We start from the raw sequence: 24,042 nt of genomic DNA, 5'->3' as shown, positions 1-24,042 counted from the left end.
ATGCCGAACCTTTCAATTTCGCGCTTTCAGCGGCCCGGGATCGCACAAACCTGCTTGACGTCCGACTGCTTTCTTGCAACGCTAAGCGAACTAATGTTCGATAATCGGTGAATTGATGGCCTTTCGTCTCTGGAGCGAGCTTTCTGCTGACGACCTGAAAACACTGGTCGATGATGCGACTGTCGCATTGTTGCCCGTGGGCGCCATTGAGCAGCATGGTCCCCACCTGCCGCTCAGCACCGACACCACGCTTGCAGAGGGCATTGCACTGGAAGCGGCGAAGCGCGTGGAGGACGCGCAGGTGCTGGTTCTGCCGCCGGTCGCCGTCGCCAAATCCGATGAACACACGGGCTTTCCCGGCGTTCTGACCCTCGACGCAGCGACGCTTCAGGCCGTGCTCATGCAGATCGGCAGGAGCGTCGCGCGTTCGGGCATTCGCCGGCTCGTCTTCCTCAATGCACATGGAGGCAATGTGCCGGTGCTGCAGATCGCAGCGCGCGCGCTGCGCATTGAAGAAGAGATGTTCTGCGTCGCCGCCGGCTGGATGAGCATGGGCTATCCGCCCGGCCTGATCCCTGAGGAGGAGTTGCGCGACGGCATTCACGGCGGACTGGTGGAGACTGCCGCCATGCTGCATCTGCGCCCCGATCTGGTTTCCATGGAAAAGGCGAAGAACTTCGTACCGGCCTCCCGTACGGTCGCCCAGTCGAATGATGTTCTGCGCCTGCTCGGCCCCGTTTCCACGGGCTGGACCATGAAGGATCTCAACGCCGATGGAGCCGCTGGCAATGCCGCGCTGGCGAAGCCGGAAACGGGCAAGGCGCTCGTCGAGCATGCAGCCACACGTTATGCCCGGCTTCTCGAAGAGGTGGCGCGCTATGCGATCCCCTTCGGAGCGCCGCGCGTATGAACATCCGCGCCTGCGAGACACAAAAGAGCCGCTGGTTCACCAATGCCCGCGTCCCGGCTGCTCTGGCAGAGGGGTTTCCGCTCCGTGCGCTGGATCATGACAGCGGCCTTGCCACCATGGATTTCGGCATCACGGCGGATGGCGCGCTGACGCCGGAGAACAATGGCGGGGCTGAACTGGATCTCGCAGGGCGGATGGTTCTGCCCACATTCGTCGATTCCCACGTCCATCTCGACAAGGCCTATATCGTCAGGCGGACGGGCATTCCCCATGGCGGACTTCTGGACGCCGTGAAGCTTTCCGGCGCGGATGCCGCCAACTGGTCGCAGACCGACCTGAAAAGCCGCATTAGTCAGGCGCTTGAACGCGCTTATCTGCATGGCACGTCCGCGATCCGCACCCATCTCGACACGCCGGTCATGCCGGATGAGAGCGACGCCTGGCGCGTTTTTGACGAAATGCGCAGCGACTGGCAGGGCCGCATTGCGCTTCAGGCCGTCGCGCTGATGGCTCTGGAGCGCGTCGAACAGGCGGAGTTCATCGAACGCTGCCGACAAATCAGGCGTCTCGGCGGCATTCTGGGCGCGTTCATAGCGCCGAAAACGGCAACGCCGGAACGCCTTGATGCGCTGTTTTCCTGCGCCGGCGAAACCGGGCTCGCGGTCGATTTCCATGTCGATGAAACGCTTGCGCCCGACGCCATGGCGCTCGAACTGATCTGCGACAGCATTCTGCGCACCGGCTTCAAGAGCCCGGTCATGGCCGGACATTGCTGCTCGCTCAGCTCCATGCCGATGGCAGACCGCGACCGCATCATCGATAAAGTGGCGCGGGCCGGCGTGCATATCGTCTCGCTCCCGCACTCCAACCTGTTCCTGCAGGACCGCTCCAATGGCGCAACGCCGTCGCGGCGCGGCATGACCACCGTGCGCGAACTGGCTGCGGGCGGCGCATCCGTGCACTTCGCCTCCGACAATGTGCAGGATCCCTTCTATCCCTACGGCGACTTCGACATGGTCGACGTTTTCCGCTCTGCGGTGCGGACAGCGCATCTCGAAACCGACATCGGCAGCTGGGCGGCCCGCCAGTTCCGCGAGGCCGCGAGAGCCTGCGGCTTCGGCCAGCACGGCCTTGTTGCGGCAGGCGCACCTGCCGACCTGATCATTCTCGATGCCGGCGACTGGCTCGACCTGATGAGCCGCTCTTCGGCCGGCCGCGTCGTTCTGCGCGGTGGCGTGCCGCTTCAACCGCTTCCCTTCAATCTGCGCGATCTTTTCGCGATGGAGTACTCATGACTGCAGATATTTCAGCGTGCCGCGAGGCGCTGGCCCATCTCGACATCGACGACAATCCCCAGACGGTGCGCCAGAAGAGCCGCGACTTCTACTGGTACAGCCCGATCCTGAAGGAACAGCTCGACGACGTGACGGCCGATCTGGTCATTGCGCCGCGCAGCGTGGAAGAAGTGGTCGAAATTCTCGCCGCCTGCTGGAAGCATGACGTTCCCGTCACCACGCGCGGGGCCGGAACCGGCAATTACGGTCAGGCCATGCCGCTTTCCGGCGGCGTCGTTCTGCACATGAAGCACATGAACGAGATCCTCGAGATCGGCGACGATTATTTCGTGGCGCAGGGCGGCACGGTGATCGAGCATATCGAGCGCTCGCTGCGCGCGGTCGGCAAGGAAATCCGCCTGTTCCCCTCGACCATGGGCTCGGCAACCATCGCCGGCTTCATCGCTGGCGGGTCCAGCGGTGTGGGTGCGATCCGCTGGGGCGGTCTGCGCAATCCGGCCAATATCCGCCGTCTGCGCCTCGTCACCATGGAAGAGAGGCCGCAAATCATTGATCTGGTCGGCGCAAGCGACATCAGCAAGGCCGCTCATGCCTATGGCGTCAATGGCGTCATCGTCGAGGTGGAAATGCCTGCCGATCCGGCGACCGACTGGGTCGACGTGATCATCGGCGTCGACACATTCGAAAACTCCTGCAGGCTGGCGCTCGAGATCGGCGACGACGACACGGTCTGCAAGCGCATGCTTTCGAATTTCGAGGCGCCCATTCCGTTCAACTATTTCCGCAGGCACCGCCCCTATCTGGAGGAGAGCGAGGCCGTTGTGGCCGTGACCGTTTCGAAAGACACACTGGACCGGCTCGTTGAGATTGTCGAAGGTTTCGACGGAGCGACGCTCAGGCTGCGCTACGACCAGCTGGAAGAGGGCGTGAAGCTGCCGGCGGCTTTCGAGCTTGCGTGGAACCACACGACGCTGCGCGCGCTGCGCGTTGATCCGACCATCACCTATCTGCAGATGATGATCCCGCGCCCGGTGATGTTCGAGAAACTCGCCGAGGTGAAAGAGCGGTTCGGAGACGAATTGCTGCTGCATTTCGAATTCACCCGGTTCGATGGCGTTGTCTCGCCCGTGGGCATTCCGATCGTGCGGCACACCAGCAATGAGCGGCTTGAGGAAATCATCCAGATACTGGAGCTGGAACTCGGCCTGCCGGTCTTCAATCCGCACCGGATCACGCTGGAAGAAGGCGGCATGAAGAAGACCAACCCGCATCAGCTGGCCTTCAAGAAACAGGCCGACCCGAAGGGGCTTCTCAATCCCGGCAAGATGATCGCCTGGAAGGATCCCGACTGGTCCCCCTCTCCCGGCAAGACCTACCTCTTCGCCGAATGATTTCCATCACAGACTGGATTTGACCGGGGGGAGATGAACACATGACCGGCAGCAAGGGACATGTAACCATCATAGGTGCGGGCATTGTCGGCGTGAGCTGCGCCGCGTTCCTGCAGCGCGAGGGTTTTGGCGTGACGGTGGTGGACCGGCTGGAGCCGGGGCTCGGCACGTCGTTCGGCAATGCCGGTTCGGTTTCGCCCAGCGCCATCCTGCCGGTGGCGATGCCCGGCGTCATGAAGAAGATTCCCGGCTGGCTGATGGACCCGCTTGGTCCGCTCACGGTTCGCTGGTCCTATCTGCCGTGGATCGCGCCATGGCTTGCCCGCTTCATCAGCCACGCCACGCGTGAGGAATGCGTTCGTGTGGCCACGGCGATGCGTTCGCTGATGGAAACCGTCTTCGACGATTACGGCGACATCCTCACCGGTGATGGGTTCAACCAGTTGATCCGCCGGAATGGCTGCCTCTACATCTATGAGAGCCGCCAGGAGCTTCAGGCGGCGAAATGGTCGCTCGACCTGCGCCGCAATCTCGGCGCGGAAATGATCGAAGTGGGCGGCGACGAGATCCGGCAGTTCGAGCCGGCCCTCAACAAACGCTTCGACATCGGCATTTTTGCGCCGGAGAACGGCTCGACCGTCGATCCCTATCTTCTGGTCAACAGCATTGCCGACCAGGTGAAGAAGAATGGCGGCAAATTCGTCACCGCCGAGGTCAAGGACGTCACACTGGGGCCGGATGGGCCGGTTGCGCTGGAAACCACTGAGGGTCAGCTCCCCGTCGACCGGCTGGTCCTGGCGGCCGGCGCATGGTCGTCGCCGCTGGCGCGCAAACTGGGCGCGAAAGTGCCGCTGGAAACCCAGAGAGGCTACCACGTCACATTCCCCAATCCGCAGATCGGTGTGAACCGCACCGTGATGTGGAACACCCGCAGCGTCTTCATCAATCCGATGGACTGCGGCCTGCGGATTGCGGGCACCGTGGAACTGGCCGGACTGAAGGCCGCGCCCAACTATGCGCGCGCGGACAAACTGACAGAAATCGCACGGGAGATGTTCCCCGAACTCGATACGACCGAACAATCCAAATGGATGGGCCACAGGCCTTGTCTTCCAGACAGTTTGCCGGTTATCGATCGTTCGCCACGCTTCTCCAACACCGTCTTTGCATTCGGTCATCAGCACGTCGGCATCTGCTCGGGAGGACCGACAGGCAGGCACGTCGCAGCGCTGATGGCGGGAAAAACACCCAAGATCGACCTATCGCCGTTTTCGGTGAGCCGCTTCTAGCGGGCGCACCGCATTTCAACTGGGAGGACTCATAATGACATTGCAGGCTGTTCCTCAGCCCCCGGACAGGACTGGAGGCAGGACCGGAGACGCAAGTTCTCCCGCCGGTCTTCCGATTGCCGGGAACGATGTCGCGCTTTCTTTCGAGAACATCTCGATGCAGTTCCCCGATGGAACGCAGGCGCTTGAAGATGTTTCGCTGACCATCCGCAAGGGCGAGTTCGTCTCGATCGTCGGCCCTTCGGGCTGCGGAAAGTCCACCCTTCTGAAGATCGCTTCCGGCCTGTTCCCCCAGACCTCGGGCATCGTCAAGGTGGATCGCAGCCAGCTTGGCTACACGTTTCAGGACGCGACCCTTCTGCCGTGGCGCAAGGTGCTCGGCAATGTGGAGCTTCTGATGGAGCTGCGCGGCTTTTCGCCTGAAGAGCGCCGCAGGATCGCCCTGGAGCAGATCAGCCTGGTCGGGCTCGACGGCTTTGCCGAGCATTATCCCAAGCGCCTCTCCGGCGGCATGCGCATGCGCGCATCGCTGGCCCGCTCGCTGGCGCTGAACCCCAGCGTGTTCATGTTCGACGAGCCCTTCGGCGCGCTCGATGAGATCACCCGCGAGCGTCTCAATGACGAGCTGGTGTCGCTGTTCATGCGCAACGGCTTCAGCGGCCTGTTCATCACGCACTCGATTTCAGAAGCAGTCTATCTGTCCAGCAAGGTGGTCGTCATGTCCCGCCGTCCCGGACAGATCCTCGAAGTGTTCGACATTCCCTTCGCCTATCCGCGCGATCCGGAGCTTCGCTACACGCCTGAGTTCGCAACCCTATGCAGCGAAGTCTCCGTATCCCTGCGAAATGCTATCGAGAATTGAGACGATCGATGACACAGACACAGCCTTCATCCAATCTCACTGCACATTCGCCGGTTCCGTTCACGGCAGAGCGCGGGACGCTTGGAAACCTCCTCATGCTGCTCGTGCCGCCGCTCGTCCTGTTCGGCATGTTCATTCTCTTATACGCGATGGTGCGCGCGAACCTTGAGCCGCACCGCCAGTTCCTCATGCCCTCGGGCTATGAACTCTGGGATAAAGCGTTCGGCCTTTCGGACGTGCGCTGGGAACTCCTGACGCGCTCGCTCACCACGCTTGGCATCGCGCTCGCCGGCCTCTGCATCTCGATCCCGGTCGGCATCCTGCTCGGCGTGATCATGTTTCGCGCCACGATTCTCGAACGCGCCATGTTCCCGAACATCGTCGCGTTCCAGTCGATCCCGACGCTCGCCATCATTCCGCTGATCCAGACGGCGCTTGGCTTCGGCACGCTGCCGAAGGTGCTGATCGTGGCCAAGTTCACCATGTTCGCCATCCCGATCACGCTTCTCCTCGGCCTCAAGAGCGTTGACCGCGGCATCATCAACCTGTTCCGCCTGCAGGGCGCGAGCTGGCGCAAGACGCTGGTCAAGGCATGCTTTCCGTCTGCAGCGCCGGCGCTCTTCGCCGGTCTGCGGATCGCGGCAAGCCTCGCCGTCATCAGCGCCATCGTCTCGGAGCTGTTCTTCCTGGCCGGCCGTGGCGGCCTTGGCCAGATGATCATCAACTCCAAGATCGACTTCAAATATGAGCAGATGTATGCGGCGCTGATGACCGCGACCTTCCTGTCGGTCTGCGTCTACATCGCCTTCACCTGGCTCGGGCACTGGTTGTTCTCGGACTGGCATGAATCCGGCGGCAAGGAGACCTGACGCCAATTCTACGGGCGGGCGAAGAGCAGCCTCTCTTCGCCCGCTCGCATTTCCGCCTGGCATTGGTTTCCCGCCGCGAGCCGATGCCTTCTCGACCCACAACAACAATGAGGGAACTGAAAATGAGAAGCTTGAAGACTGCTTTGCTGGCAACCGCGATGGCCGCGCTTCCCGCCATTGCGCAGCCGGCCCTGGCTCAGGAGCCGGGCGATTTCGCCAAGAAGGCCTACACCACGCCGCTGGCCGATGTGTGTCCCAATCCCTTCATCGTGCAGAAGGACTGGCTTGCCCAGGCCGAACACGGTGCGCTCTACCAGATGATCGGTGGCGGCGGTAAGATGGAAAGCGGCCGCTATACCGGCCCGCTGGGCAGCACCGGCATCGACCTCGTCATTCTCGAGGGCGGCGGCGGCATGGGCCTTGGTGACGGCGAAACCGCCTATTCGGCCCTCTACATGGGCAACTCCAAGGCCGGCCTGCGTCCGCATCTGGGTTACCAGGAGCTGGACAATGCCTTCATCTTCTCCGAGCGCTTCCCGGTGGTTGGTGTCGTCGCGCCGCTCAACATCGCCCCGCAGGGCCTGTTCTGGGACCGCGAGACCTATCCGGACGGCTTCCACAGCATCGATGACATCATTGCCTTCGGCGAGTCCGGAAAGGGGATGATCTACGTCTCGACCATTCAGCGCACCTTCGGCCTCTACCTCTTGCAGTCCGGCGTCTCCCAGGACGTCTTTGTGGAGGGCTACCGTGGCGACGGCGAGAACTTCGTCACCAATAATGGCACCTGGCTGAACCAGGGCTTTGTCACCAGCGAACCCTATGCATTCTCCACCGGCAACAACTGGGGCAAGCCCATCGACGCAGTCACCGTCGGCGAACTGGGCTATCCCAATTACAGCGGCATGCTGTCGGTTGCGGAAAACCGGATGGATGAACTCGCACCCTGCCTTGAAAAGCTCGTGCCGATCATCCAGCAGGCCGTCGTCGACTATATGGACGACCCGGCCGAGGTTCTGGAAACCATCCACGACTTCACCCAGGGCGGCTACGCCACGTCCTGGTGGAAGCTGTCCATGGACAAGCTCGAATATGGCTGGAAGACGCTCAAGGAGCGCGGCATCATGGGCAATGGCTCGAATGACACGATCGCCGACTTCGACACGGAGCGCGTGGCTGTCATGTTCGATATCGTTCAGCCCTGGCTGGATGAGCGCGCCAAGGAAGGCCTCGATCCGCAGAGCGTCGTGACGAACCGGTTCATCGATCCGGGCATCGGCCTGAAATAACCCGTCGCTCGCTCCCGTCGAGACCAGAAATGCCGCCCCGGAAACGGGGCGGCTGTTTTCTTTCGCGGTTTGCCATGCATCATGGCGGCCGCCCCATCTGTCAGAAGGAGAGACGCTTGGCCATTCCCGTGAACCCCGGTGATCTTCCGCCACCCTTTTCCAATTACAGCCATGCCATGCAGGTGCCGGAAGGCGCGCGTCTTCTCGTGTGCTCCGGCCAGCTCGGCATGCGCACGGACGGCACGATCCCGGACGATACGGCCGAACAGGCCCGCATATGCTTCGACAATATCCGCAAGCTTCTAGAGGCAGCGGACATGGATTTCGAGGATGTGGTGCGCATCAGCGCCTTTGTCACGGGCCGCGAGCACATGGCGCCCTATATGGATGTGCGCAATGCCCTGTTCCCTGCGCCCTACCCCGCATCCACACTGATGATCGTGAGCGGGTTCACAAAGCCCGAATTCACCGTCGAGGTGGAAGTGCTGGCCGCGAAGCGCGACTGATCGTTTCCAAATGATCGTTCATTGAAAAGGCCCGCCTCATTGTTGAGGCGGGCCTTTTCGTGTGTCGAGTTCAATCCGGCGTGGCGGAAAGCGCCTTACTCGGCTGCCGAGACATGCGGCACCTTCTCCGCCAGTTCTTCTGGAACGGGAGCGGCCCAGGGTGCTGCGCGGCGGCGCTTCACATCGACCTCCATCCAGTAGGTCTCCCAGCCGCGTGTCGGGCCGATGCCGTCCATCGTGGCCGGACCCTGAATGCTGCGGGCATGCTTTTCGTCCAGCGTCAGGAGCGGCTTGCCGCCATTGACCGCCTTTTCGATTTCCTGCTTGAGCAGGCGGCGATACTGAACGATTGCCTTGTCGGATTGCCCCAGATGCTCGCGGGTGCGGTCCTGAATGCGGCCCATCGATTCAACCGCCCACTGATCGTGAACATTGATGTCGAGGCCCATGCCCGTATAGGTCTCGGTCGCCTGCTCATGCGGGTCGAAACCGTAGTCGTTGGCCTTGTTGCGGCGCGATACATAGTCGGGCAGCTCGTAGAGCTCGAGGCGCTGTTCGCGCATCTTCTTCTTGTCGACCGGCGCACCATAGCTGGTGAAGATCGCGTACCAGTAGCAGGTCTCGTCATCGACAGGCACATGCCACTGGGTGATGGTCATGTCGCCGCTCATCGGAATGACGAAGCCGTGCGGGAAGAGCTGGTTGGTCACGCGCACATGTGTGCGTTCCTCGTCGATCTCGCGCAGCGCGATCAGGCGAAGGCCATATTCCGTGCGCTCCACATTGATGATCGGGCGGTCATATTCGCGCAGGATCTTCGTCATCGGCAGATCACTGTCGGCGGACGCGGCACGGAACTGCTTGCCGTAAGCTTTCGACGTGTCTTCATCCTCGAAGAAGCGATGCAGGAAGGACGCGTGTGCGGGATCGATGCCGACTTCGAGCGCCTGCAGCCAGTTGCACTCGATCAGGCCCTTGAAGGCGAATGTGTGGGTGCCGGGCGCCACGAAACAGTCAAGCTCGGGGAATGCCGGAGGCTCGTCACCGCCGAGATAGGCCCACAGGATGCCGCTCTTCTCAACAACCGGGTAAGCGCGCTGCTTGATGTTTTTGCAAAGGTTCGAAGCGGCGGGCTCGGCCGGCGTTTCTAGGCAATTGCCTTCAACGTCGAACAGCCAGCCATGAAACGCGCAGCGAAGACCGCCATTTTCCAGACGACCGAACGCCAGATCCGCGCCGCGGTGCGGACAGTCGCGATCCACCAGTCCGTAGCGCCCCTGCTCGTCGCGGAACATCACGAAGTTTTCGCCAAGCAGCTTGACGGGGACGATGGGGCGGTCGCCCTTCAGTTCATCCACCAGGGCTGCCGGCTGCCAGTATTTGCGCATCAGCTTTCCAGCGGGTGCGTCAGGACCGATCCTGGTGATAAGATCGTTCTGCTCTTGGCTCATCATGGCTGTGTCTCTTCCCTTCTCTTCCGCGCGTTGGCTGAAATCCCACTGCTCGAGCGCATGCTCGCCTCCACCCAGTCAGACCGGATCAATGCTAGCGGCCTCCAGATCGATCGCCAAATTGGTCGATAATCGATCCATTGTGCGATTATATTCTATTAGAACACGCAATCAAGAGCTTTAGCGGAATTCAGGAAATGGGTCGATTGCGCTCCCGCCCAATGATTTCATCATTTTGCTTCCTGCATTTGTTGACAGGCTTCCATGATCCATGTGATCAATTGGTCGATAAATGATATTGTGTTCGTTATTCGACCAATCGGAGGTCAACCGTGAGCGAAGCCATCACCATCAAGTTCGAAACCAGCGGCGGCGAGCAGATTGAAGTTCAGGCGCGCCCGGGCGTAAGCGTCATGGAAGCCGCGGTAATGAACAATGTGGGCGGCATCGAAGCGGAGTGCGGCGGTGCCTGCATCTGCGCCACCTGCCATGTTTATTGCGACAATCTCGAGGACGGCACGGTCGGCGAAATGTCTTCGGAAGAAGACGACATGCTCGACATGGCCTCCGCCGAGCGGCGACCGACCAGCCGGCTTTCCTGCCAGCTTCGTGTCAGTGAAAAGCTCAAGGATGCCGTCTTCATCATCCCGGAGAACCAGTTTTGAGCGCGGTCGTCATCGTCGGCGCATCCCACGCCGGCGTACAGGCCGCCGCATCGCTCAGGCAAAAGGGCTGGCAGGAGGGCATCGTCCTGCTTTCCGCGGAAGGCGATTATCCCTATCACCGCCCGCCCCTCTCGAAGGCCTATATTGCGGGCGAAAAGGACGAGGAGCAGCTTCTCCTGCGCGCCCCCGACTTCTATCGCGATCAGGAAATCGACCTGCGCCTGAACGAGCCGGTGCTGAGCATCGATCCTCATGCACGACAGGTGGTCACGGGTTCGGGAAGGCTCGACTACGGCAAGCTCATTCTCGCCACCGGCTCAAAGGCGCGCACCCTGCCCCTGCCCGGCGCCGAGGCGCGCGGCATTCACACGCTCCGCTCCATCGCCGATGCACGCCACCTGCGCAGCTCCATGCAGGATGCAGAGAATATCGTCATCATCGGCGGCGGGTTCATCGGACTGGAATTTGCATCCACTGCGGTCAAGCAGGGCAAGTACGTCGTCGTTCTGGAGGCGCAGGAACGCCTTTTGACACGCGCGTTGCCAGAACGGCTGAGCGCCTTTATCGGCGGCTATCACACGGCGAAGGGCGCAATGTTCCGCTACGGCGCGCTGCCGGAGCGCTACACCACCACCGATGACGGCAGGGTGAGCGGCGTTCAGCTTGGCGACGGAACCACCCTTCCCGCCGATCTCGTGCTTGTGGGCGTGGGCGGCATCGCGGACATGGCGCTGATCGAGCCGCTCGAACTCAAAACCATTGCAGGCGGCATAGAGGTGGACGCGCACGGCCTGACCAGCGCCCCCGATATCTATGCGCTGGGCGACGTTGCAGCCTTCCACAACGCCTATGCGAACGGGGCCATGCGGCTTGAATCCGTGCAAAACGCTGTCGATCAGGCAAAGTCTGCCGCCGAGCACATTGCCGGTGGCAATGCGCCGCTTGGCGCTGTTCCATGGTTCTGGACCGATCAGTATGACCTGAAAGTGCAGATGGCCGGCCTGCCGAGACCTGGCACGACGGAGCTTCTTCGCGGAGATCCTGAAAGCGGCGCGTTCAGCATATTGCAGATGGAGGGAGACCGTCTGGTGGCGGCCTATTCGGTGAACCGCGCCGCCGATCACATGGCCTCGCGCAAACTGATCGCCGCAGGCCAGAGCATCGATCAGCGTATGGCTGCAGACATCGACACACCGCTGATGAAGGCGGTTGCCGTGGCCGCCGTATCCTAGCCTGAAAGAGCGGTGGGCGAGAGAACCGCCCGCACGCCACACAACAAGACCAACAATTCGGCAGCAGCCATACCAGAGGGAAGAGACAGGCATGTCGGGCAATTTGGACAAACTCAAGAGCGGCCTCGTCGCAGCGAAAAACCTCTTGAGCGACGAGCAGTTTGAACGCGCAGACGAAGTGCTGGCGCTCATCCGCGAGCGCGGGCTGGAGACCGTGCGTCTGGCGTTTGCCGATCAGCATGGCGTGCTGCGCGGCAAGACCATTGTTGCCGACAAGGTCGATTCCCTGTTCCGCAACGGCATGGCGATGACGTCGACGCTTCTCCTGAAAGACACATCGCATCGCACCGTGTTCTCCGTCTGGGAGGAGAGCCAGAACAATGGCGCGGGAGAACTCACCGGCGCCGGCGATGTCATGATCGTTCCCGACCCTGAAACCTTCCGCCAGCTTCCCTGGTCGCCCCATAGCGGCTGGCTCTTATGCGATGTCTATTACAAGGACGGGCGGCCCTTCCCCCATTCGCCGCGTGGCATCCTGCGCGATGCCGTCAGTCGTCTTGGCCAGCGCGGTCTCGACCTCGTTTGCGGGCTGGAAGTCGAGTTCTACGTGTTCCGTGTGGATGACCCGCGTTTGGAACACACAGATGGCGGCATGCCTGCCCTGCCCCCGGAAACGAGCCTTATCTCCCATGGCTACCAGTATCTGACCGAGTCCCGCTACGATGCGCTGGAGCCCGTGGCCGACGAGCTGCGCCGTGCGTGCCAGAAACTCGGCATGCCGGTCCGGTCGGTCGAGGCGGAGTTCGGTCCAAGCCAGTTCGAGTTCACCTTCGAGCCGGACACGCCGATGAACCATGCCGACACGATGATGCTGTTCCGCTCCACCGTGAAACAGGTTTGCGCGCGCATGGGGCTGCACGCCACGTTCATGTGCCGCCCGAAGGTGGACAATGGAATGGCAAGCGGTTGGCATCTGCACCAGTCTCTGGTCGAGCGCGCAAGCGGGCGCAACATGTTCATGCCGGGTGAAGGCGAAGACCTGTCGCCCACCGCAAGCGCCTGGATCGCGGGCCTTCTGGAACACGCTGCCGAGAGCTGCCTTCTGACCACGCCGACGGTCAACGGCTACAAGCGCTATCAGCCCTTCCAGCTCGCGCCGGATCGCGTGCAGTGGGGCCGCGACAACAAGGGAGCGATGATCCGCGCCCTCTTCGCGCAGGGCGACAGGGCGAGCCGCATCGAAAACCGCGTCGCGGAGCCGGCGGCCAACCCCTATTACTATTTTGCTTCACAGATCCTGTCGGGGCTCGACGGGTTGGAGCGGGGTCTTGAAGCCCCCGCTCCCGTGGAGCGTCCATATGACAACAATTCGCAGTTCCTGCCCAAGAGCCTGATCGCGGCAATCGAGCGGTTCGAACAGTCCGATTTCTACAAAAGCGCCATCGGCGAGGATTTCGTCGCCTATCTGGCCCACATCAAGCGCGCGGAATGGAACCGCTACCTGATGACGGTTTCAGAGTGGGAGCAGAAGGAATACTTCTCTCTCTTCTAAAGGGCCGGTTCATTCTGGCGCGATATCCGACTGCCGTGGCGTCCGCGCCACGGTTCTGACGATCACTGACCGGAAAAAATGATGATCGCCTGCGCCCGGCTGGCGACATCCAGCTTCCGCAGAATTTCGGACATGTGATAATCGATTGTCCGTTTCGACGACCCCATGATGGTCGCGATGTCGCGGTTCGATTTTCCCTGACTTGCCCACTTGAGGATCTCTATCTGCTTGCCAGAGAGTTCCTTCAGCGACTGCGCCATGGCCGGCAGCCCGATGCTTGGAACGCCGAGCACGGCCGCCCGGGTGAGCGCTGTCTGCGCAAGAATGGCCACCGCATGGGGAACATCGGGGTCCACGATCACATCTGAAAACGACAGCGCAGTGATGGCGCTCACGGTATCTGTCGCCCCCCCCACTGATGCGGTCACGCCGCTGCGTATGCCAGAGAAGTCGATATATTCCGCATATGCCCGCGTATCCGCGTCCCGCGCCCAGTCGTCTGGTGTCCAGAGCTTTCGCAAACCGGGCTGCCCGGACAGTTCAAGCAGAGGATCTCGGGCACTCCAGTGCTCATTGTGATAGGCATCCAGATCCTCCGAAGTCCAGCTCGTCAGCGTCGGCGATGTCATGAACTCCCGCACATCCGCCTTGTTGCATGACAGGTTGAAGCTCTGAAAGCCAAGAGCCGCCATCCCCTCACCAAGCGCGGAGACGAGTTGAGACTTGTTTTGAGCGCCGCAAATCGATGCAACAGCGCAATCGACGGTGTGAAAGATCGACATGGGTCCAGATAAAATCCGAAACTTGCAGCGGGTAGTGCGACAAAAAAACTTAGGCGACTGACAAACTTACCAGTTCACCCTATATACTTAGGCGACTTATTCGTACATCGGAATCATTTAAAGGGTTCGTTTCTGATGAAAACGCACAAACTCGCTGTCCGGCGTCGCCTGCACGTTTCCGAAGGCTTTCAGCTGCCTGCGCGGCTAATGGCTACCGGGTCTTGCTGCAGGAGAAGCCAGAAAGCGGGCCCGCAGCATCAGGATCGCCCCTCCTAAAACCGGCTTCCCCAGAGTAGCCGGCTGTCTCCAATGAGACGTCAGACCGGTTTTAAAAGCTGCCGATGCGCCCGACGGACTGTCTTACGACACGATGCCGGCGCCCCTCCCACGATTCTGATCAGATACTTCAGGGCATTGTTTCAATGAGAATTTTATCGGTTTTCGGCACGAGACCGGAAGCGATCAAGATGGCTCCGGTCATCAAGGCGCTGGCTGCCGAAAGCGGGCTTCAGCCAATTACCTGCGTGACCGGACAGCATCGCCAGATGCTCGATCAGGTTCTCGAGCTTTTCGGCATCAAGCCGGATCACGATCTTTCGGTCATGACACCCAACCAGACGCTGAACGGTCTCTCAGGCAGGGTAATCGAGGGTCTGGACGCCATTCTCGCCGATGAGAAGCCCGATTATGTGCTGACCCATGGCGACACCACGACCGCAATGGCCGCCAGTCTGGCCGCGTTCCATCGGAACATTCCGGTCGGACATGTGGAAGCTGGCTTGCGCACCTACGATCTGTCAAAGCCGTGGCCGGAGGAGTTTAATCGGCGCACGATCGATGTCCTCGCAACAAAACTATTCGCCCCGACCGACACAAGCGCCGCCAATCTGCGCTCTGAGCGGTTGAACGGTGAAATCCTTGTCACAGGCAACACGGTCATCGACGCCCTGATGGAAACCGTCGAGCGGATCAGGACCACGCCGGAGCTGAAGGCCCAGCTGGATGCCCGGTTCTCCTTTCTGGATCCCTCGCGCAAACTCCTCCTCGTCACGGGCCATCGCCGCGAGAGCTTCGGTGATGGTTTCCTGAACATATGCAAGGCGCTGGCCAGCCTGTCGCGGCGCGACGACCTGCAGATCGTTTATCCGGTGCATCTGAACCCCAATGTCAGCGATCCGGTCCACGAGCTTCTCGGCAAGAACCCGAACATTTCGCTCATCGACCCGCAGGAATATCTGTCCTTCGTCTATCTCCTGAACAGGGCGGACATCGTCCTGACCGATTCCGGCGGTGTGCAGGAAGAAGCCCCGTCGCTCGGGAAGCCGGTTCTGGTCATGCGCGATGTGACTGAACGCCCTGAAGCCGTTGCTGCAGGCGGCGTTCGGTTGGTCGGAGCGCGAACAACGCGGATTGTCAGCGAGGTCGAGCAGCTTCTCGATGACGCGGCCCATTACGCAAGCTTCGCGCGCATCCTCAATCCCTATGGGGACGGGCATGCCTCAACCCGCATCGCCGCCGCTCTGGCGGGCAGATCGAGCGCGGCATTCGCCGCCTGATCGCAATCCCCATCCAATTTCAGAAAACGGGTTAATCATGACCGTCTCATCTCGCCGTAGCGCCATATTGTCTTCCGTTTTGAGCGGGGCGTGCGGGTTGATCATCATGCATGGCGGCAATGCCGCGCAGGCTGCGGAAATCGCCGATGCGATCACCGCGCTTTCGCAGCAAACGGAGATCCGCGAGCGGGTCAGCCTGAAGGCGCTTGGCCTCACCGAACCGGTCGTGCTCGGTTCCAGCGATGCGCGTCGCGACATCTATCTGCCGGTGCCCGCGAATATCGAGCTGTCCGAGCCGCGCCTGGTCGTGGACGGCCGCTATCTGCGCGCCGATGGCGGACAGACGACCTACACGCTTGCAGTCGATGGCACGGTCGTGGCCGCCCAGTCGCCAACCGCGCCTCAGGGAGACGTCGAGATCAGCGTCGATGTTGAGGGGGCACCGCGCCCGTCCGGGTTTGTGCGGATGGGGCTCGCATGGTCTTCGGCCACGGGGCGGTTTCTCTGCGACGATGCCCGCCCCATCGGAAACATGCTGCAGATCTCGCCGGATTCCCATCTGGAATACAGCTATGATGCAGGCGACGTGAAAACCATTGCGGATGCCTGGTCCGCCCTGCCCCAGCGTGTGGTGCTTCTGGTTTCCAGCGACGAGCTGGCAAGCGAGAGCTTCGATGCCGCCTGGCGTCTGGGCGTCACGCTCGAGCGCGCCGGCAAGACGGTGGATGTTGCAGCGCTTCCGACAATCGGCAGCGAATTCGATGTCAGCGGGCTCGAAATCCCCCGGCTCTCAAGCGCGTTCCCGCATTTGCAGCGCTTGCCGGTGGCGGTGTCATCACCCTGTCGAGCGACGCTGAAATCGGGGCCCTTATCCTGCTTGATGCACCGCAGCTGCACGCGCATATCGCGGTTGCCGACCAGATGCTGGCAGGCGGGCTGACAACCGCCCTCAAAGCGGTCGCCGAAGAACTCGAACGGGCAGACGCCGCAGCCGTCGATGCAATCGACACCCTCGTGGTGCACAAGAACGCGCTTGCAATGGCGAGCGAGCCAAAAAGCATCGAGATTGCCACGCTCACCGGTCGGCCCGTGATCGCAGTCGCGCCAGATGCCGCACGCGCCGCCTCCGGTCTGCTCGACGGTTTCTGGCGTCGCACCGCCAGCACGGATCATCTTGTTCTCGACACGGCCGCAAGGCCCGACACCGACACAGACAGCATCGCTCTGGCCTCGCTCAATCAGGCGGCCGGAAATCTGGATGTCGTTGCACGCGGCGACTGGACGACGTCATTCAACCTTGGCACCAGCCTGCCCGAGGGCAAGGTTCCCGCCAGCATGGATGTCTATGTCGCGGCCGCTCCCGGCGCGACGGCGACGGCGCCCGTCGCCTCGATCTTCATCAATGACTATCTTCTTGGCGCAAAGCGCCTCACCGCCGACGGGAAGGCGGAGAAAATCTCCGTCGACATCCCGTCTTACGCCCTCCTTCCCCGCAACACGATGCAGGTGCGCATTCAACGCCAGCCGGCAAGTGACGAATGCCGCGAAACGCCTCAGCCTTTCCCGGCTGCGGTGCTGCCGGAAAGCCGGATTTTCTTGAAATCCGCGCCAAAGCTCGGCAATTTCGCAGAAATGACGGCGCGGCTCGCCGGCGATGCAAGCCTGTTCGTTCCGACCAGCTGGCGTCTCGATGCGACCCGGTCTCTGCCGACGATCATTCAGCTCGCTGACACGGTCGGGGTCTCGCCATCCCGCGCGACGCTGAGCTTTGAAGAAGGCGACGCGGAGATCGAGCCGAAAACGCCGTATCTCGCCTTTGATACGCCCGTCAAAGGCGCCCGTGATACCGTGAAGGTCTCCGGTGACCGGGTCTCAATTGCCAATGCCAAAGGCAAGACATTCTATGATGTTTCGGGTCTCGAACGGATCGCTGTCGTGCAGGCGGTATCGGGCTCCAAAGAGCCGGGCGTCAGCTATCAGAGTGTCGGAACGCCGCCTGTCTTCGAATCGCCTTTCCAGCTTGCCGGCGGCGATATCGCCGTATTGGGAGAGGATGGCGTCCTGGCAGCAGTAAACAGCCGCGGCGCACCGCTTTACCTCAACGAAGACGGAAGCCAGCGCGGCGATGCTCCCTTCACATGGGAACGGCTGCTTGATCCTGCATTCTGGATGCACAATCTCTCGCTGCTCGTGGCCGGGGTGCTTGCCTTTGCGTTCTTCCTGCTGATCTTCTTTGCGCGCCGCGCCAAGAAGCGTCAAAGCGCCGATCAGGGATAAGCGGGCAACCGTTCGATGTCGCTCTACTGGCCCTATCTCTTCGCGGACTATTACCGATGGCTGGAATACACAGCCGTCGCAACAGCCGTGATCATCCTGATTTCCAGCCTCGATGATCTCTTCATCGACGCCCGCTACTGGATGCGGGAAATCAGGCGTGCACTGACGGTCAAGCGGCGCTACAAGCCGCTTCGGCCGGAGCAGTTGCGCGACCGGCCTGAGCAGCACATCGCCATCATGATCCCGGCGTGGCTCGAATATGACGTCATCGCGCCAATGCTGGAAAACATGGTGCGGGTGATCGACTATCGGTCCTACACCATCTTTGTCGGCACCTATTGCAACGATGCGGCCACGATCAGGGAAGTCGAGCGCATGCGCCGCCGCTACAAGCAGCTGGTGCGTGTGGAGGTTCCCCATGACGGTCCCACCTGCAAGGCCGATTGCCTGAACTGGATCGTGCAGGCGATCTTCGCCCACGAAGCCCGACACAACATCAGCTTTGCAGGTGTTGTCCTGCACGACAGTGAAGATGTACTGCATCCGCTGGAACTGCAGTTCTTCAACTATCTTCTGCCGCGCAAGGATCTCATCCAGATCCCCGTCGGCTCGCTGGAGCGCGAGTGGTACGAGCTGGTCGCCGGCGTCTACATGGACGAATTTGCCGAATCCCACGGCAAGGATATCGTGGTGCGCGAAAGCCTTGCCAAGACGGTGCCTTCGGCCGGCGTCGGCACCTGCTTCTCGCGCCGCGCCCTTCTAACGCTTGCATCCGAGACGGACAATCAGCCCTTCAACACGCAAACGCTCACCGAGGATTACGACATCGGTGTGCGGCTTGCAGCACACGGCATGCACTCAATTCTGGCGCGGTTTCCGGTCGAATACCGCGTGAAACGCACGTCCTGGTTCAAGGGCCATGCGGTGCAGGAAAAAACGCTCCAAATGCCGCTCAGCGTGCGCGAGTTCTTCCCCAACACGTTCCGCACATCCTATCGTCAGAAGGCCCGCTGGTCGCTGGGCATCTGCTTTCAGGGCTGGGCCTATTTCGGCTGGCATGGCTCCATCGTCGACCGCTATTTTCTGCTGCGCGACCGCAAGGGCGCCGTGACCGCATTCGTGGCGATTTTCGCTTACATTCTGGTTGCGCAGTACATCCTGTTTCAGCTCGCTTTCACGACCGGCCTGCTGACGATGAGTTACCCGCCCCTCATCGCAACCAATGGATGGATCGCCGTTCTGCTTGGACTGAACGGCATCGCGTTCATCCTGCGTGTGACCCAGCGTTATTACTTCACCGCCCGCACGTTCGGCTGGCGTCATGGCATCCTGTCGATCCCGCGCATGATCATCGGCAATTTCGTGAACTTCATGGCCATGGCGCGTGCGTGGAAACAGTATCTTTCGCATCTCATTTTCGGAACGCGCCTTGCCTGGGACAAGACGATGCACGACTTCCCGTCGGCGGACGGGCTGGTGGAAGAGCGCGCAAGGCTCGGTGAGTTGCTTGTCTCATGGCAGGCCATTGATCAGGGCCACCTTCAGGAAGCGCTCGACAAGCAGAGCGAAAAGAAAATGCCGTTCGGCCGCATCCTCGTGCAGGAAGGCTGGCTGACGGAAGAGGTTCTGGCAGAAGCCGTCGCCTTCCAGTCCGGGCTTGAAATCACGTCTGTCAGTGAAGCCGAAATTCTTGCCGCAAAAGACGCGTTTCCCGTCGATTTGAGCATTCGCTGGCGTGTTTTGGCGATGAAAGACAGTGAAAATGGCGCAATTCGGCTTGCCGCAGCCGCTCCGCTGTCCGAGCGCGCGAGCGAACAGATCCGCAAGGCACTCGGCCACATGCCGCCGCTCTTCATCGTGCGTGACCGTGACATCACGGCCGGCCTGCGCCTGCTCGCCGCGCAGGGAAAAGACAATCCGCAACAGCTCGGCGAACGCGTGCCGCTTCTGGGCGATCTGCTTTCACAGCGCGGCGACATCTCACATGAGGCGTTTGAAGAGGCCATGGCGAACTATTCACCCGACACGGACGGTCCGGTGGGCAGCTATCTCGTGGCGCAGAACGCCATTGACCAGAACCTGTTGCAGTGGGCGCTGGATGAACAGCGCAGGCTCGCAGAATCTGCCGCAAACGAACTTAAGGGAAAAGCCGCGTGATGACGATTGTTGGACGCCACGGAAGCCAAGGGCGCAAGACCAGCGCCCGGAACCGCTGGCTGCGCGGCACGGCAGCGCTGCTTGCCCTTCAGTTTGCATGGGGGGCATTGCCTGCCGGCGCGCAGACATCCGATCCCGCACCAGTGCAGAGCGCGCCTGCGGAAAACACTGGCGAAGAGCGCCCATTGGTGGGTTCAGCCTACGAAGTGGCAACCGAAGCCTACGAGGCCTATGCCAATGGAGACTATGCAGTCGCGGCAGAGAAAGCCCGCGAAGCCGTGCGGCAGCGGCCGGATGTCGGGCGTCTCAGAACCCTTCTCGTCCGTGCGCTTGATGCATCAGGCGAAAAAGATGAAGCGCGAAGCGCTGCGCAGGAAGGCGCGCAGGATAAGCGCCTGACCGACACGGCCCGTGAGGAGCTTGCCGCACTCGCCACTGCGCTTGCAGCCTCCAGCGAAGCGGTCTCGCAGTCGGATCCCGCCTATCTGGCGGCAGATGCAGCCTATCGAGCCTATGACCGGGGCGATTACGATACGGCGGTCGCAAAAGCCGAAGAAGCACTGCGGCTGACACCGGGCAATCGGGATTACCGGAGCCTGCTCGACAACGCTCTTGCGGCGCAGAAACTTTCCAGCGCACAGCAGTCCGCAAAAAAGGGCTCGGGTGCAGCACCGGGCGCAGGCGCGGCCAACATGGCCTATGACGCCATACGCGCAAAACGCTATGGCGAAGCCCTTCATCTGGCGCGCAAGGCTGTTCAACAGGCCCCGGGCAATCGCAGCTTCCGCCTTCTGTTGATCCAGACGCTCGTGCAGAACGGACTGCAATCCGAGGCCCTGAGCGAGACCGACCGCGCCATGAAGCGCTTCGGCAGTGATGCCGCGTTGTTGCGGCAACGGGGTGTTCTGCAGGCGTCGATGGGCAACCAGAACGCAGCGTTCGACGATTTCAGCGCTGCGCTGCGCTATTCCAGCTCACCGGCGGACGAACGTTTCCTGCGTCTTTCTCTTGCCGAGGCGGCGCTTGCCACCGACCGGCCGGAACAGGCGTATGAAGCGCTTGCCCCGCTCGGACGGCGCGCCGATCACACGGTCTGGATGAAGCGGGGCCAGGCTCTGCAGGCCATGAGGGATTTCGCAGGCGCAAACGAAGCATTTGCTCTGGCCGAAACGACGACCACGAACCCGCGCGAGCAGGATCAGGCCATCGCGGCGCGTGTGCGCCTCCTGAACGATGAGGACAGGAAAGCCGAGGCATCCCGGCTCTTCCTGGAATCGCTCGATGAGGGACGCTTTGCGTCCATGAACGATCTCGACCTCGCCTATCTCGCCGGGCAGGCCGGCGAAAGAACCATGGCTTATGACCGGTTTCAGGCCGCCGACAGAAGCGGCGCACTGAGCGGTCGCCAGTTCATTGATGCTGCCTATGCGGCGCGGCGGGCCTATCAGAACGATGATGCAATCGCTCTGATGCACCGCGCCATTGACGCGGAAGAACGCGGCGACTTCTCATTGGCGCCGCAGGCGCTTTTCGGCCTGCGCCGGGAAGTGGCCGAGCTGAAGCGCGAATATGGAGCCTATGTCTCGTTGACCCATGGCGGCATGGGCATTGCCAGCAACTCGCTCCTGCCGCAGGGCAGCAGTGGCGAATCCATGCAACTCGGTTCGGAGATCTACTGGCGGCCGCCGGGCATCGGCTACCGGGACGGCGCGACATTCGAACTGTTTGCGCGTCAGTTCACCACGCTCAGAGATTCACTGGATGGTGCGACCGGCTCTTCGACGACGCAGGGCAGTGTCGGCGCGCGCTGGAAACCCTTCGCGCAGCACAATCTCGTTTTCGAGGCGAGCAAGCTCTTCAAGGTCGGCAAGCACAGCCGCAACGACACGCTGATACGCGCCGCCTTCTCCAAGGGCATCGGCTCCGATCTGCGTGTGGACGTGCCGTCCTGGTGGATGGCGCAGTATTATGGCGAGATCGGGCATTATCTGGAATCCGGCCAGACCATCGCTTCCGACGACATTCGCATCGGCCGCAGCTTCCGCATGGATGCAATCGATGACCGGCTGGTCCTTACCCCCTATATCGGCGTCAATGCGGGTTATGACAGCGAACTGGCGGACCAGTTCACGCTGAGCGCCGGGCCGGGCCTTAACGCGCGCTACTGGTTCCGGGAAGACAAGTACACGGCTCCCATGTCCTATATCGACCTTACGGTTCAGTATCGCGCCAGACTGGCCGGAGACAACAGGGGCGAAGGCCTGTTCGCCGGGATAAGCCTCTCCTATTGATCGAGGCCGGGGTTGATCGACACCTGGTCTTTGAAACTGGCGGCGCCCAAACGGACGCCGCCATGTCGCCTTACTCGGCGATATCGACACCGTAGAAGATGTGCGTGCCCATCGGGTGGATCCTGTAGCCGGAGACCTTCGGCGACATGGGCATGAAATCGACCGAATGCGCAATCGGCATGATCGGGGCCTGCTCCTTGGCGATGACCTGGGCTTCCTTGTAAAGGCGCGTGCGCTCTTCAACGTCCGAGGTGACCTTCGCCTTCTGGATCAGCTCCTCATAAGGCTCGTGACACCACTGCGCCGTGTTCGACGCAGCCACGGAATCGCAGCCCAGAAGCACCGCAAGGAAGTTGTCCGGATCGCCATTGTCACCGATCCAGCCCAGCAGCGCTGCGCCATCGCGGTCGATGTCGCGCGCACGGTCCAGATACTCGCCCCACTCATAGGAGATGATCTCGGCATCGACGCCGACAGCGGCCAGATCGGCCTGCATCATCTCGGCCATCCGGCGTGCATTGGGGTTATAGCCACGCGCCACGGGCATCGCCCACAGTTTCATGGAAAGGTCCGTCACGCCTTCGGCTTCCAGCATGGCCTTTGCGGCTTCCGGATCATGGGGATCGTCCTGCACCTCGTCATTGTGCGACCAGATGGTTGGCGGGATCGGGTTTTTCGCGATCTGGCCAGAGCCCTGATAGACGACCTCCATGATCGCCTCCTTGTCGATGGCCATGTTGAGCGCCTTGCGCACCTTCGGATTGTCGAACGGCGCCACCTTGGTGTTGTAGGCCAGGTAACCGAGATTGAGGCCTTCCTGCTCCATCACCTTGATGTTCGGATCGGCCTGCATCGCCTTCAGATCGGCCGGGTTCGGATAGGGCATGATGTGGCACTCGCCGGCGTTCAGACGCTGATAGCGCACGGAAGCATCCGGCGTGATGGCGAACACCAGATTGTCGAGCGGCGTAGCGCCTTCCCAGTAATCCGGGTTCTTCGCATAGCGGATCACCGAATCCTTCTGGTAGGCAACGAAGGTGAAGGGGCCGGTTCCCACGGGAGCCTGATTGAGCTCTTCGGGCTTCCCGGCCTCCATAAGCTGGTCGGCATATTCTTTCGACTGGATCGACGCGAAATCCATCGCCAGATTGGAAAGCATTGGCGCTTCCGGGCGGCTCAGAACGAACTTCACCGTGTAATCATCGACTTTCACGATGTCCTTGATGAGATCGCCCATCCCCATCGCGCCGAAATAGGTCCAGCCGCCGCCCGAAGTCTTGTGATGCGGATGGTCTTCCAGCCGCTGGCGATTGAAGCTGAAGATCACATCGTCGGCATTGAAATCCCGGCTCGGCGTGAAGCTGTCATTGGCGTGGAATTTCACGCCCTTGCGGAGATTGAACGTGTACTCCAGCTCGTCGTCGGACACTTCCCAGCTTTCTGCCAGCCCCGGCACGACATTGGTGGTGCCGGTGTCGAACTCCACGAGCCGGTTGAACACCGTGCGCGACGACGCATCGAACGTGGTGATCGAGGTATAGAGCGCCGGGTCGAACCCTTCCGGCGATGCATCGGAGCAATAGACCAGCGTCTTGGCGGCGGCAGGCGCCGTTCCAAGTGCTGCAAGCAGCGCGATGGCGCTGATTTTCAGTTTCATGGACATTGGTT

19 protein-coding genes are annotated in these 24,042 nt (G+C 61.4%); 16 read left to right on the top strand and 3 right to left on the bottom strand.

The window, feature by feature from the left end:
* Window positions 1–115 precede the first annotated feature (115 nt).
* From DEJ54_RS21780 to DEJ54_RS21745, 8 genes are all read left to right on the top strand, one after another.
* Window positions 116–910, top strand: coding sequence for a creatininase family protein (locus DEJ54_RS21780; RefSeq protein WP_113156846.1), 795 nt, complete (start codon window positions 116–118; stop codon window positions 908–910).
* Window positions 907–2,205, top strand: coding sequence for a cytosine deaminase (locus DEJ54_RS21775; RefSeq protein ID WP_113156845.1), 1,299 nt, complete (start codon window positions 907–909; stop codon window positions 2,203–2,205). Before DEJ54_RS21780 ends, DEJ54_RS21775 begins: the two co-directional genes overlap by 4 nt.
* The gene (locus DEJ54_RS21770; RefSeq protein WP_113156844.1) at window positions 2,202–3,596 is read left to right on the top strand and encodes an FAD-binding oxidoreductase; all 1,395 of its coding nucleotides are present in this window, start codon (window positions 2,202–2,204) and stop codon (window positions 3,594–3,596) included. Before DEJ54_RS21775 ends, DEJ54_RS21770 begins: the two co-directional genes overlap by 4 nt.
* Before the next feature lie 41 nt (window positions 3,597–3,637).
* On the top strand, window positions 3,638–4,885 hold the full coding sequence (locus DEJ54_RS21765) for an FAD-binding oxidoreductase (RefSeq protein ID WP_113156843.1): 1,248 nt from the start codon (window positions 3,638–3,640) through the stop codon (window positions 4,883–4,885).
* A gap of 34 nt (window positions 4,886–4,919) precedes the next feature.
* Window positions 4,920–5,747: an ABC transporter ATP-binding protein gene (locus tag DEJ54_RS21760; protein ID WP_371685986.1), complete on the top strand. Its 828-nt coding sequence runs from the start codon at window positions 4,920–4,922 to the stop codon at window positions 5,745–5,747.
* Between the two features lie 8 nt (window positions 5,748–5,755).
* Window positions 5,756–6,616 (top strand): ABC transporter permease, encoded by an 861-nt coding sequence (locus tag DEJ54_RS21755; protein WP_113156841.1) that lies wholly within the window; start codon window positions 5,756–5,758, stop codon window positions 6,614–6,616.
* A gap of 122 nt (window positions 6,617–6,738) precedes the next feature.
* Window positions 6,739–7,905 (top strand): hypothetical protein, encoded by a 1,167-nt coding sequence (locus DEJ54_RS21750; RefSeq protein ID WP_113156840.1) that lies wholly within the window; start codon window positions 6,739–6,741, stop codon window positions 7,903–7,905.
* Window positions 7,906–8,081: 176 nt separating this feature from the next.
* The gene (locus DEJ54_RS21745; protein ID WP_245447869.1) at window positions 8,082–8,411 is read left to right on the top strand and encodes a RidA family protein; all 330 of its coding nucleotides are present in this window, start codon (window positions 8,082–8,084) and stop codon (window positions 8,409–8,411) included.
* A gap of 95 nt (window positions 8,412–8,506) precedes the next feature.
* Here DEJ54_RS21745 and DEJ54_RS21740 read toward each other — a convergent pair whose 3' ends face one another.
* Entirely contained in the window at window positions 8,507–9,865 is a 1,359-nt protein-coding gene (locus DEJ54_RS21740) for an aromatic ring-hydroxylating dioxygenase subunit alpha (protein ID WP_113156838.1), read from the bottom strand.
* 341 nt (window positions 9,866–10,206) lie between these two features.
* Between DEJ54_RS21740 and DEJ54_RS21735 the strand changes: the two genes are divergently transcribed.
* The 3 genes from DEJ54_RS21735 (at window position 10,207) to DEJ54_RS21725 (ending at window position 13,311) form a co-directional block, all read left to right on the top strand.
* Entirely contained in the window at window positions 10,207–10,527 is a 321-nt protein-coding gene (locus DEJ54_RS21735) for a 2Fe-2S iron-sulfur cluster-binding protein (RefSeq protein ID WP_224873290.1), read from the top strand.
* Window positions 10,524–11,759, top strand: coding sequence for an NAD(P)/FAD-dependent oxidoreductase (locus DEJ54_RS21730; protein WP_113156837.1), 1,236 nt, complete (start codon window positions 10,524–10,526; stop codon window positions 11,757–11,759). The genes DEJ54_RS21735 and DEJ54_RS21730 overlap by 4 nt, the downstream gene beginning before the upstream one ends.
* A gap of 91 nt (window positions 11,760–11,850) precedes the next feature.
* Window positions 11,851–13,311, top strand: a complete 1,461-nt coding sequence (locus DEJ54_RS21725) for a glutamine synthetase family protein (protein ID WP_113156836.1) — start codon at window positions 11,851–11,853, stop codon at window positions 13,309–13,311.
* Window positions 13,312–13,373: 62 nt separating this feature from the next.
* On the opposite strand, the gene DEJ54_RS21720 is transcribed toward DEJ54_RS21725, so the two are convergent.
* Entirely contained in the window at window positions 13,374–14,003 is a 630-nt protein-coding gene (locus tag DEJ54_RS21720) for a LuxR family transcriptional regulator (protein WP_206548569.1), read from the bottom strand.
* 512 nt (window positions 14,004–14,515) lie between these two features.
* Here DEJ54_RS21720 and wecB point away from each other — a divergent pair.
* The 5 genes from wecB to DEJ54_RS21695 are packed head-to-tail and all read left to right on the top strand — an operon-like array spanning window position 14,516 to window position 22,374.
* Window positions 14,516–15,649, top strand: coding sequence for a non-hydrolyzing UDP-N-acetylglucosamine 2-epimerase (gene wecB / locus DEJ54_RS21715; protein WP_113156834.1), 1,134 nt, complete (start codon window positions 14,516–14,518; stop codon window positions 15,647–15,649).
* A 37-nt stretch (window positions 15,650–15,686) separates the two neighbouring features.
* Window positions 15,687–16,589 (top strand): hypothetical protein, encoded by a 903-nt coding sequence (locus DEJ54_RS21710; protein WP_162742432.1) that lies wholly within the window; start codon window positions 15,687–15,689, stop codon window positions 16,587–16,589.
* Entirely contained in the window at window positions 16,571–17,926 is a 1,356-nt protein-coding gene (locus DEJ54_RS21705; protein ID WP_113156832.1) for a cellulose biosynthesis cyclic di-GMP-binding regulatory protein BcsB, read from the top strand. Before DEJ54_RS21710 ends, DEJ54_RS21705 begins: the two co-directional genes overlap by 19 nt.
* Before the next feature lie 15 nt (window positions 17,927–17,941).
* Window positions 17,942–20,083: a glycosyl transferase family protein gene (locus tag DEJ54_RS21700; protein WP_113156831.1), complete on the top strand. Its 2,142-nt coding sequence runs from the start codon at window positions 17,942–17,944 to the stop codon at window positions 20,081–20,083.
* A complete protein-coding gene (locus DEJ54_RS21695; RefSeq protein ID WP_113156830.1) occupies window positions 20,083–22,374 on the top strand; it encodes a bacteriophage N4 adsorption protein A in 2,292 nt (763 codons plus the stop codon). The genes DEJ54_RS21700 and DEJ54_RS21695 overlap by 1 nt, the downstream gene beginning before the upstream one ends.
* A 70-nt stretch (window positions 22,375–22,444) precedes the next feature.
* Here the strand turns inward: DEJ54_RS21695 and DEJ54_RS21690 are convergent, their stop codons facing one another.
* The gene (locus DEJ54_RS21690; protein ID WP_113156829.1) at window positions 22,445–24,037 is read right to left on the bottom strand and encodes an ABC transporter substrate-binding protein; all 1,593 of its coding nucleotides are present in this window, start codon (window positions 24,035–24,037) and stop codon (window positions 22,445–22,447) included.
* Between the last annotated feature and the right edge of the window lie 5 nt (window positions 24,038–24,042).

The sequence above is a fragment of the Nitratireductor sp. OM-1 genome (genome assembly GCF_003296175.1).
Lineage (GTDB): Bacteria > Pseudomonadota > Alphaproteobacteria > Rhizobiales > Rhizobiaceae > Nitratireductor > Nitratireductor aquimarinus.
The sequence above is the reverse complement of the archived record's forward strand: the minus strand, read 5'-3'. Positions and strand labels throughout refer to the sequence as shown.

Excerpts from the sequence above, each read along its gene's own strand:
- DEJ54_RS21750 (WP_113156840.1), top strand. The coding sequence starts at position 6,739 with ATGAGAAGCTTGAAGACTGCTTTGCTGGCAACCGCGATGGCCGCGCTT.
- DEJ54_RS21695 (WP_113156830.1), top strand. The coding sequence starts at position 20,083 with ATGACGATTGTTGGACGCCACGGAAGCCAAGGGCGCAAGACCAGCGCC.
- DEJ54_RS21740 (WP_113156838.1), bottom strand. The coding sequence starts at position 9,865 with ATGATGAGCCAAGAGCAGAACGATCTTATCACCAGGATCGGTCCTGAC.
- DEJ54_RS21770 (WP_113156844.1), top strand. The coding sequence starts at position 2,202 with ATGACTGCAGATATTTCAGCGTGCCGCGAGGCGCTGGCCCATCTCGAC.
- DEJ54_RS21745 (WP_245447869.1), top strand. The coding sequence starts at position 8,082 with ATGCAGGTGCCGGAAGGCGCGCGTCTTCTCGTGTGCTCCGGCCAGCTC.
- wecB (WP_113156834.1), top strand. The coding sequence starts at position 14,516 with ATGAGAATTTTATCGGTTTTCGGCACGAGACCGGAAGCGATCAAGATG.
- DEJ54_RS21710 (WP_162742432.1), top strand. The coding sequence starts at position 15,687 with ATGACCGTCTCATCTCGCCGTAGCGCCATATTGTCTTCCGTTTTGAGC.
- DEJ54_RS21755 (WP_113156841.1), top strand. The coding sequence starts at position 5,756 with ATGACACAGACACAGCCTTCATCCAATCTCACTGCACATTCGCCGGTT.
- DEJ54_RS21765 (WP_113156843.1), top strand. The coding sequence starts at position 3,638 with ATGACCGGCAGCAAGGGACATGTAACCATCATAGGTGCGGGCATTGTC.
- DEJ54_RS21705 (WP_113156832.1), top strand. The coding sequence starts at position 16,571 with ATGCTGGCAGGCGGGCTGACAACCGCCCTCAAAGCGGTCGCCGAAGAA.
- DEJ54_RS21690 (WP_113156829.1), bottom strand. The coding sequence starts at position 24,037 with ATGTCCATGAAACTGAAAATCAGCGCCATCGCGCTGCTTGCAGCACTT.
- DEJ54_RS21700 (WP_113156831.1), top strand. The coding sequence starts at position 17,942 with ATGTCGCTCTACTGGCCCTATCTCTTCGCGGACTATTACCGATGGCTG.
- DEJ54_RS21720 (WP_206548569.1), bottom strand. The coding sequence starts at position 14,003 with ATGGCGGCTCTTGGCTTTCAGAGCTTCAACCTGTCATGCAACAAGGCG.
- DEJ54_RS21775 (WP_113156845.1), top strand. The coding sequence starts at position 907 with ATGAACATCCGCGCCTGCGAGACACAAAAGAGCCGCTGGTTCACCAAT.
- DEJ54_RS21725 (WP_113156836.1), top strand. The coding sequence starts at position 11,851 with ATGTCGGGCAATTTGGACAAACTCAAGAGCGGCCTCGTCGCAGCGAAA.
- DEJ54_RS21760 (WP_371685986.1), top strand. The coding sequence starts at position 4,920 with ATGACATTGCAGGCTGTTCCTCAGCCCCCGGACAGGACTGGAGGCAGG.
- DEJ54_RS21780 (WP_113156846.1), top strand. The coding sequence starts at position 116 with ATGGCCTTTCGTCTCTGGAGCGAGCTTTCTGCTGACGACCTGAAAACA.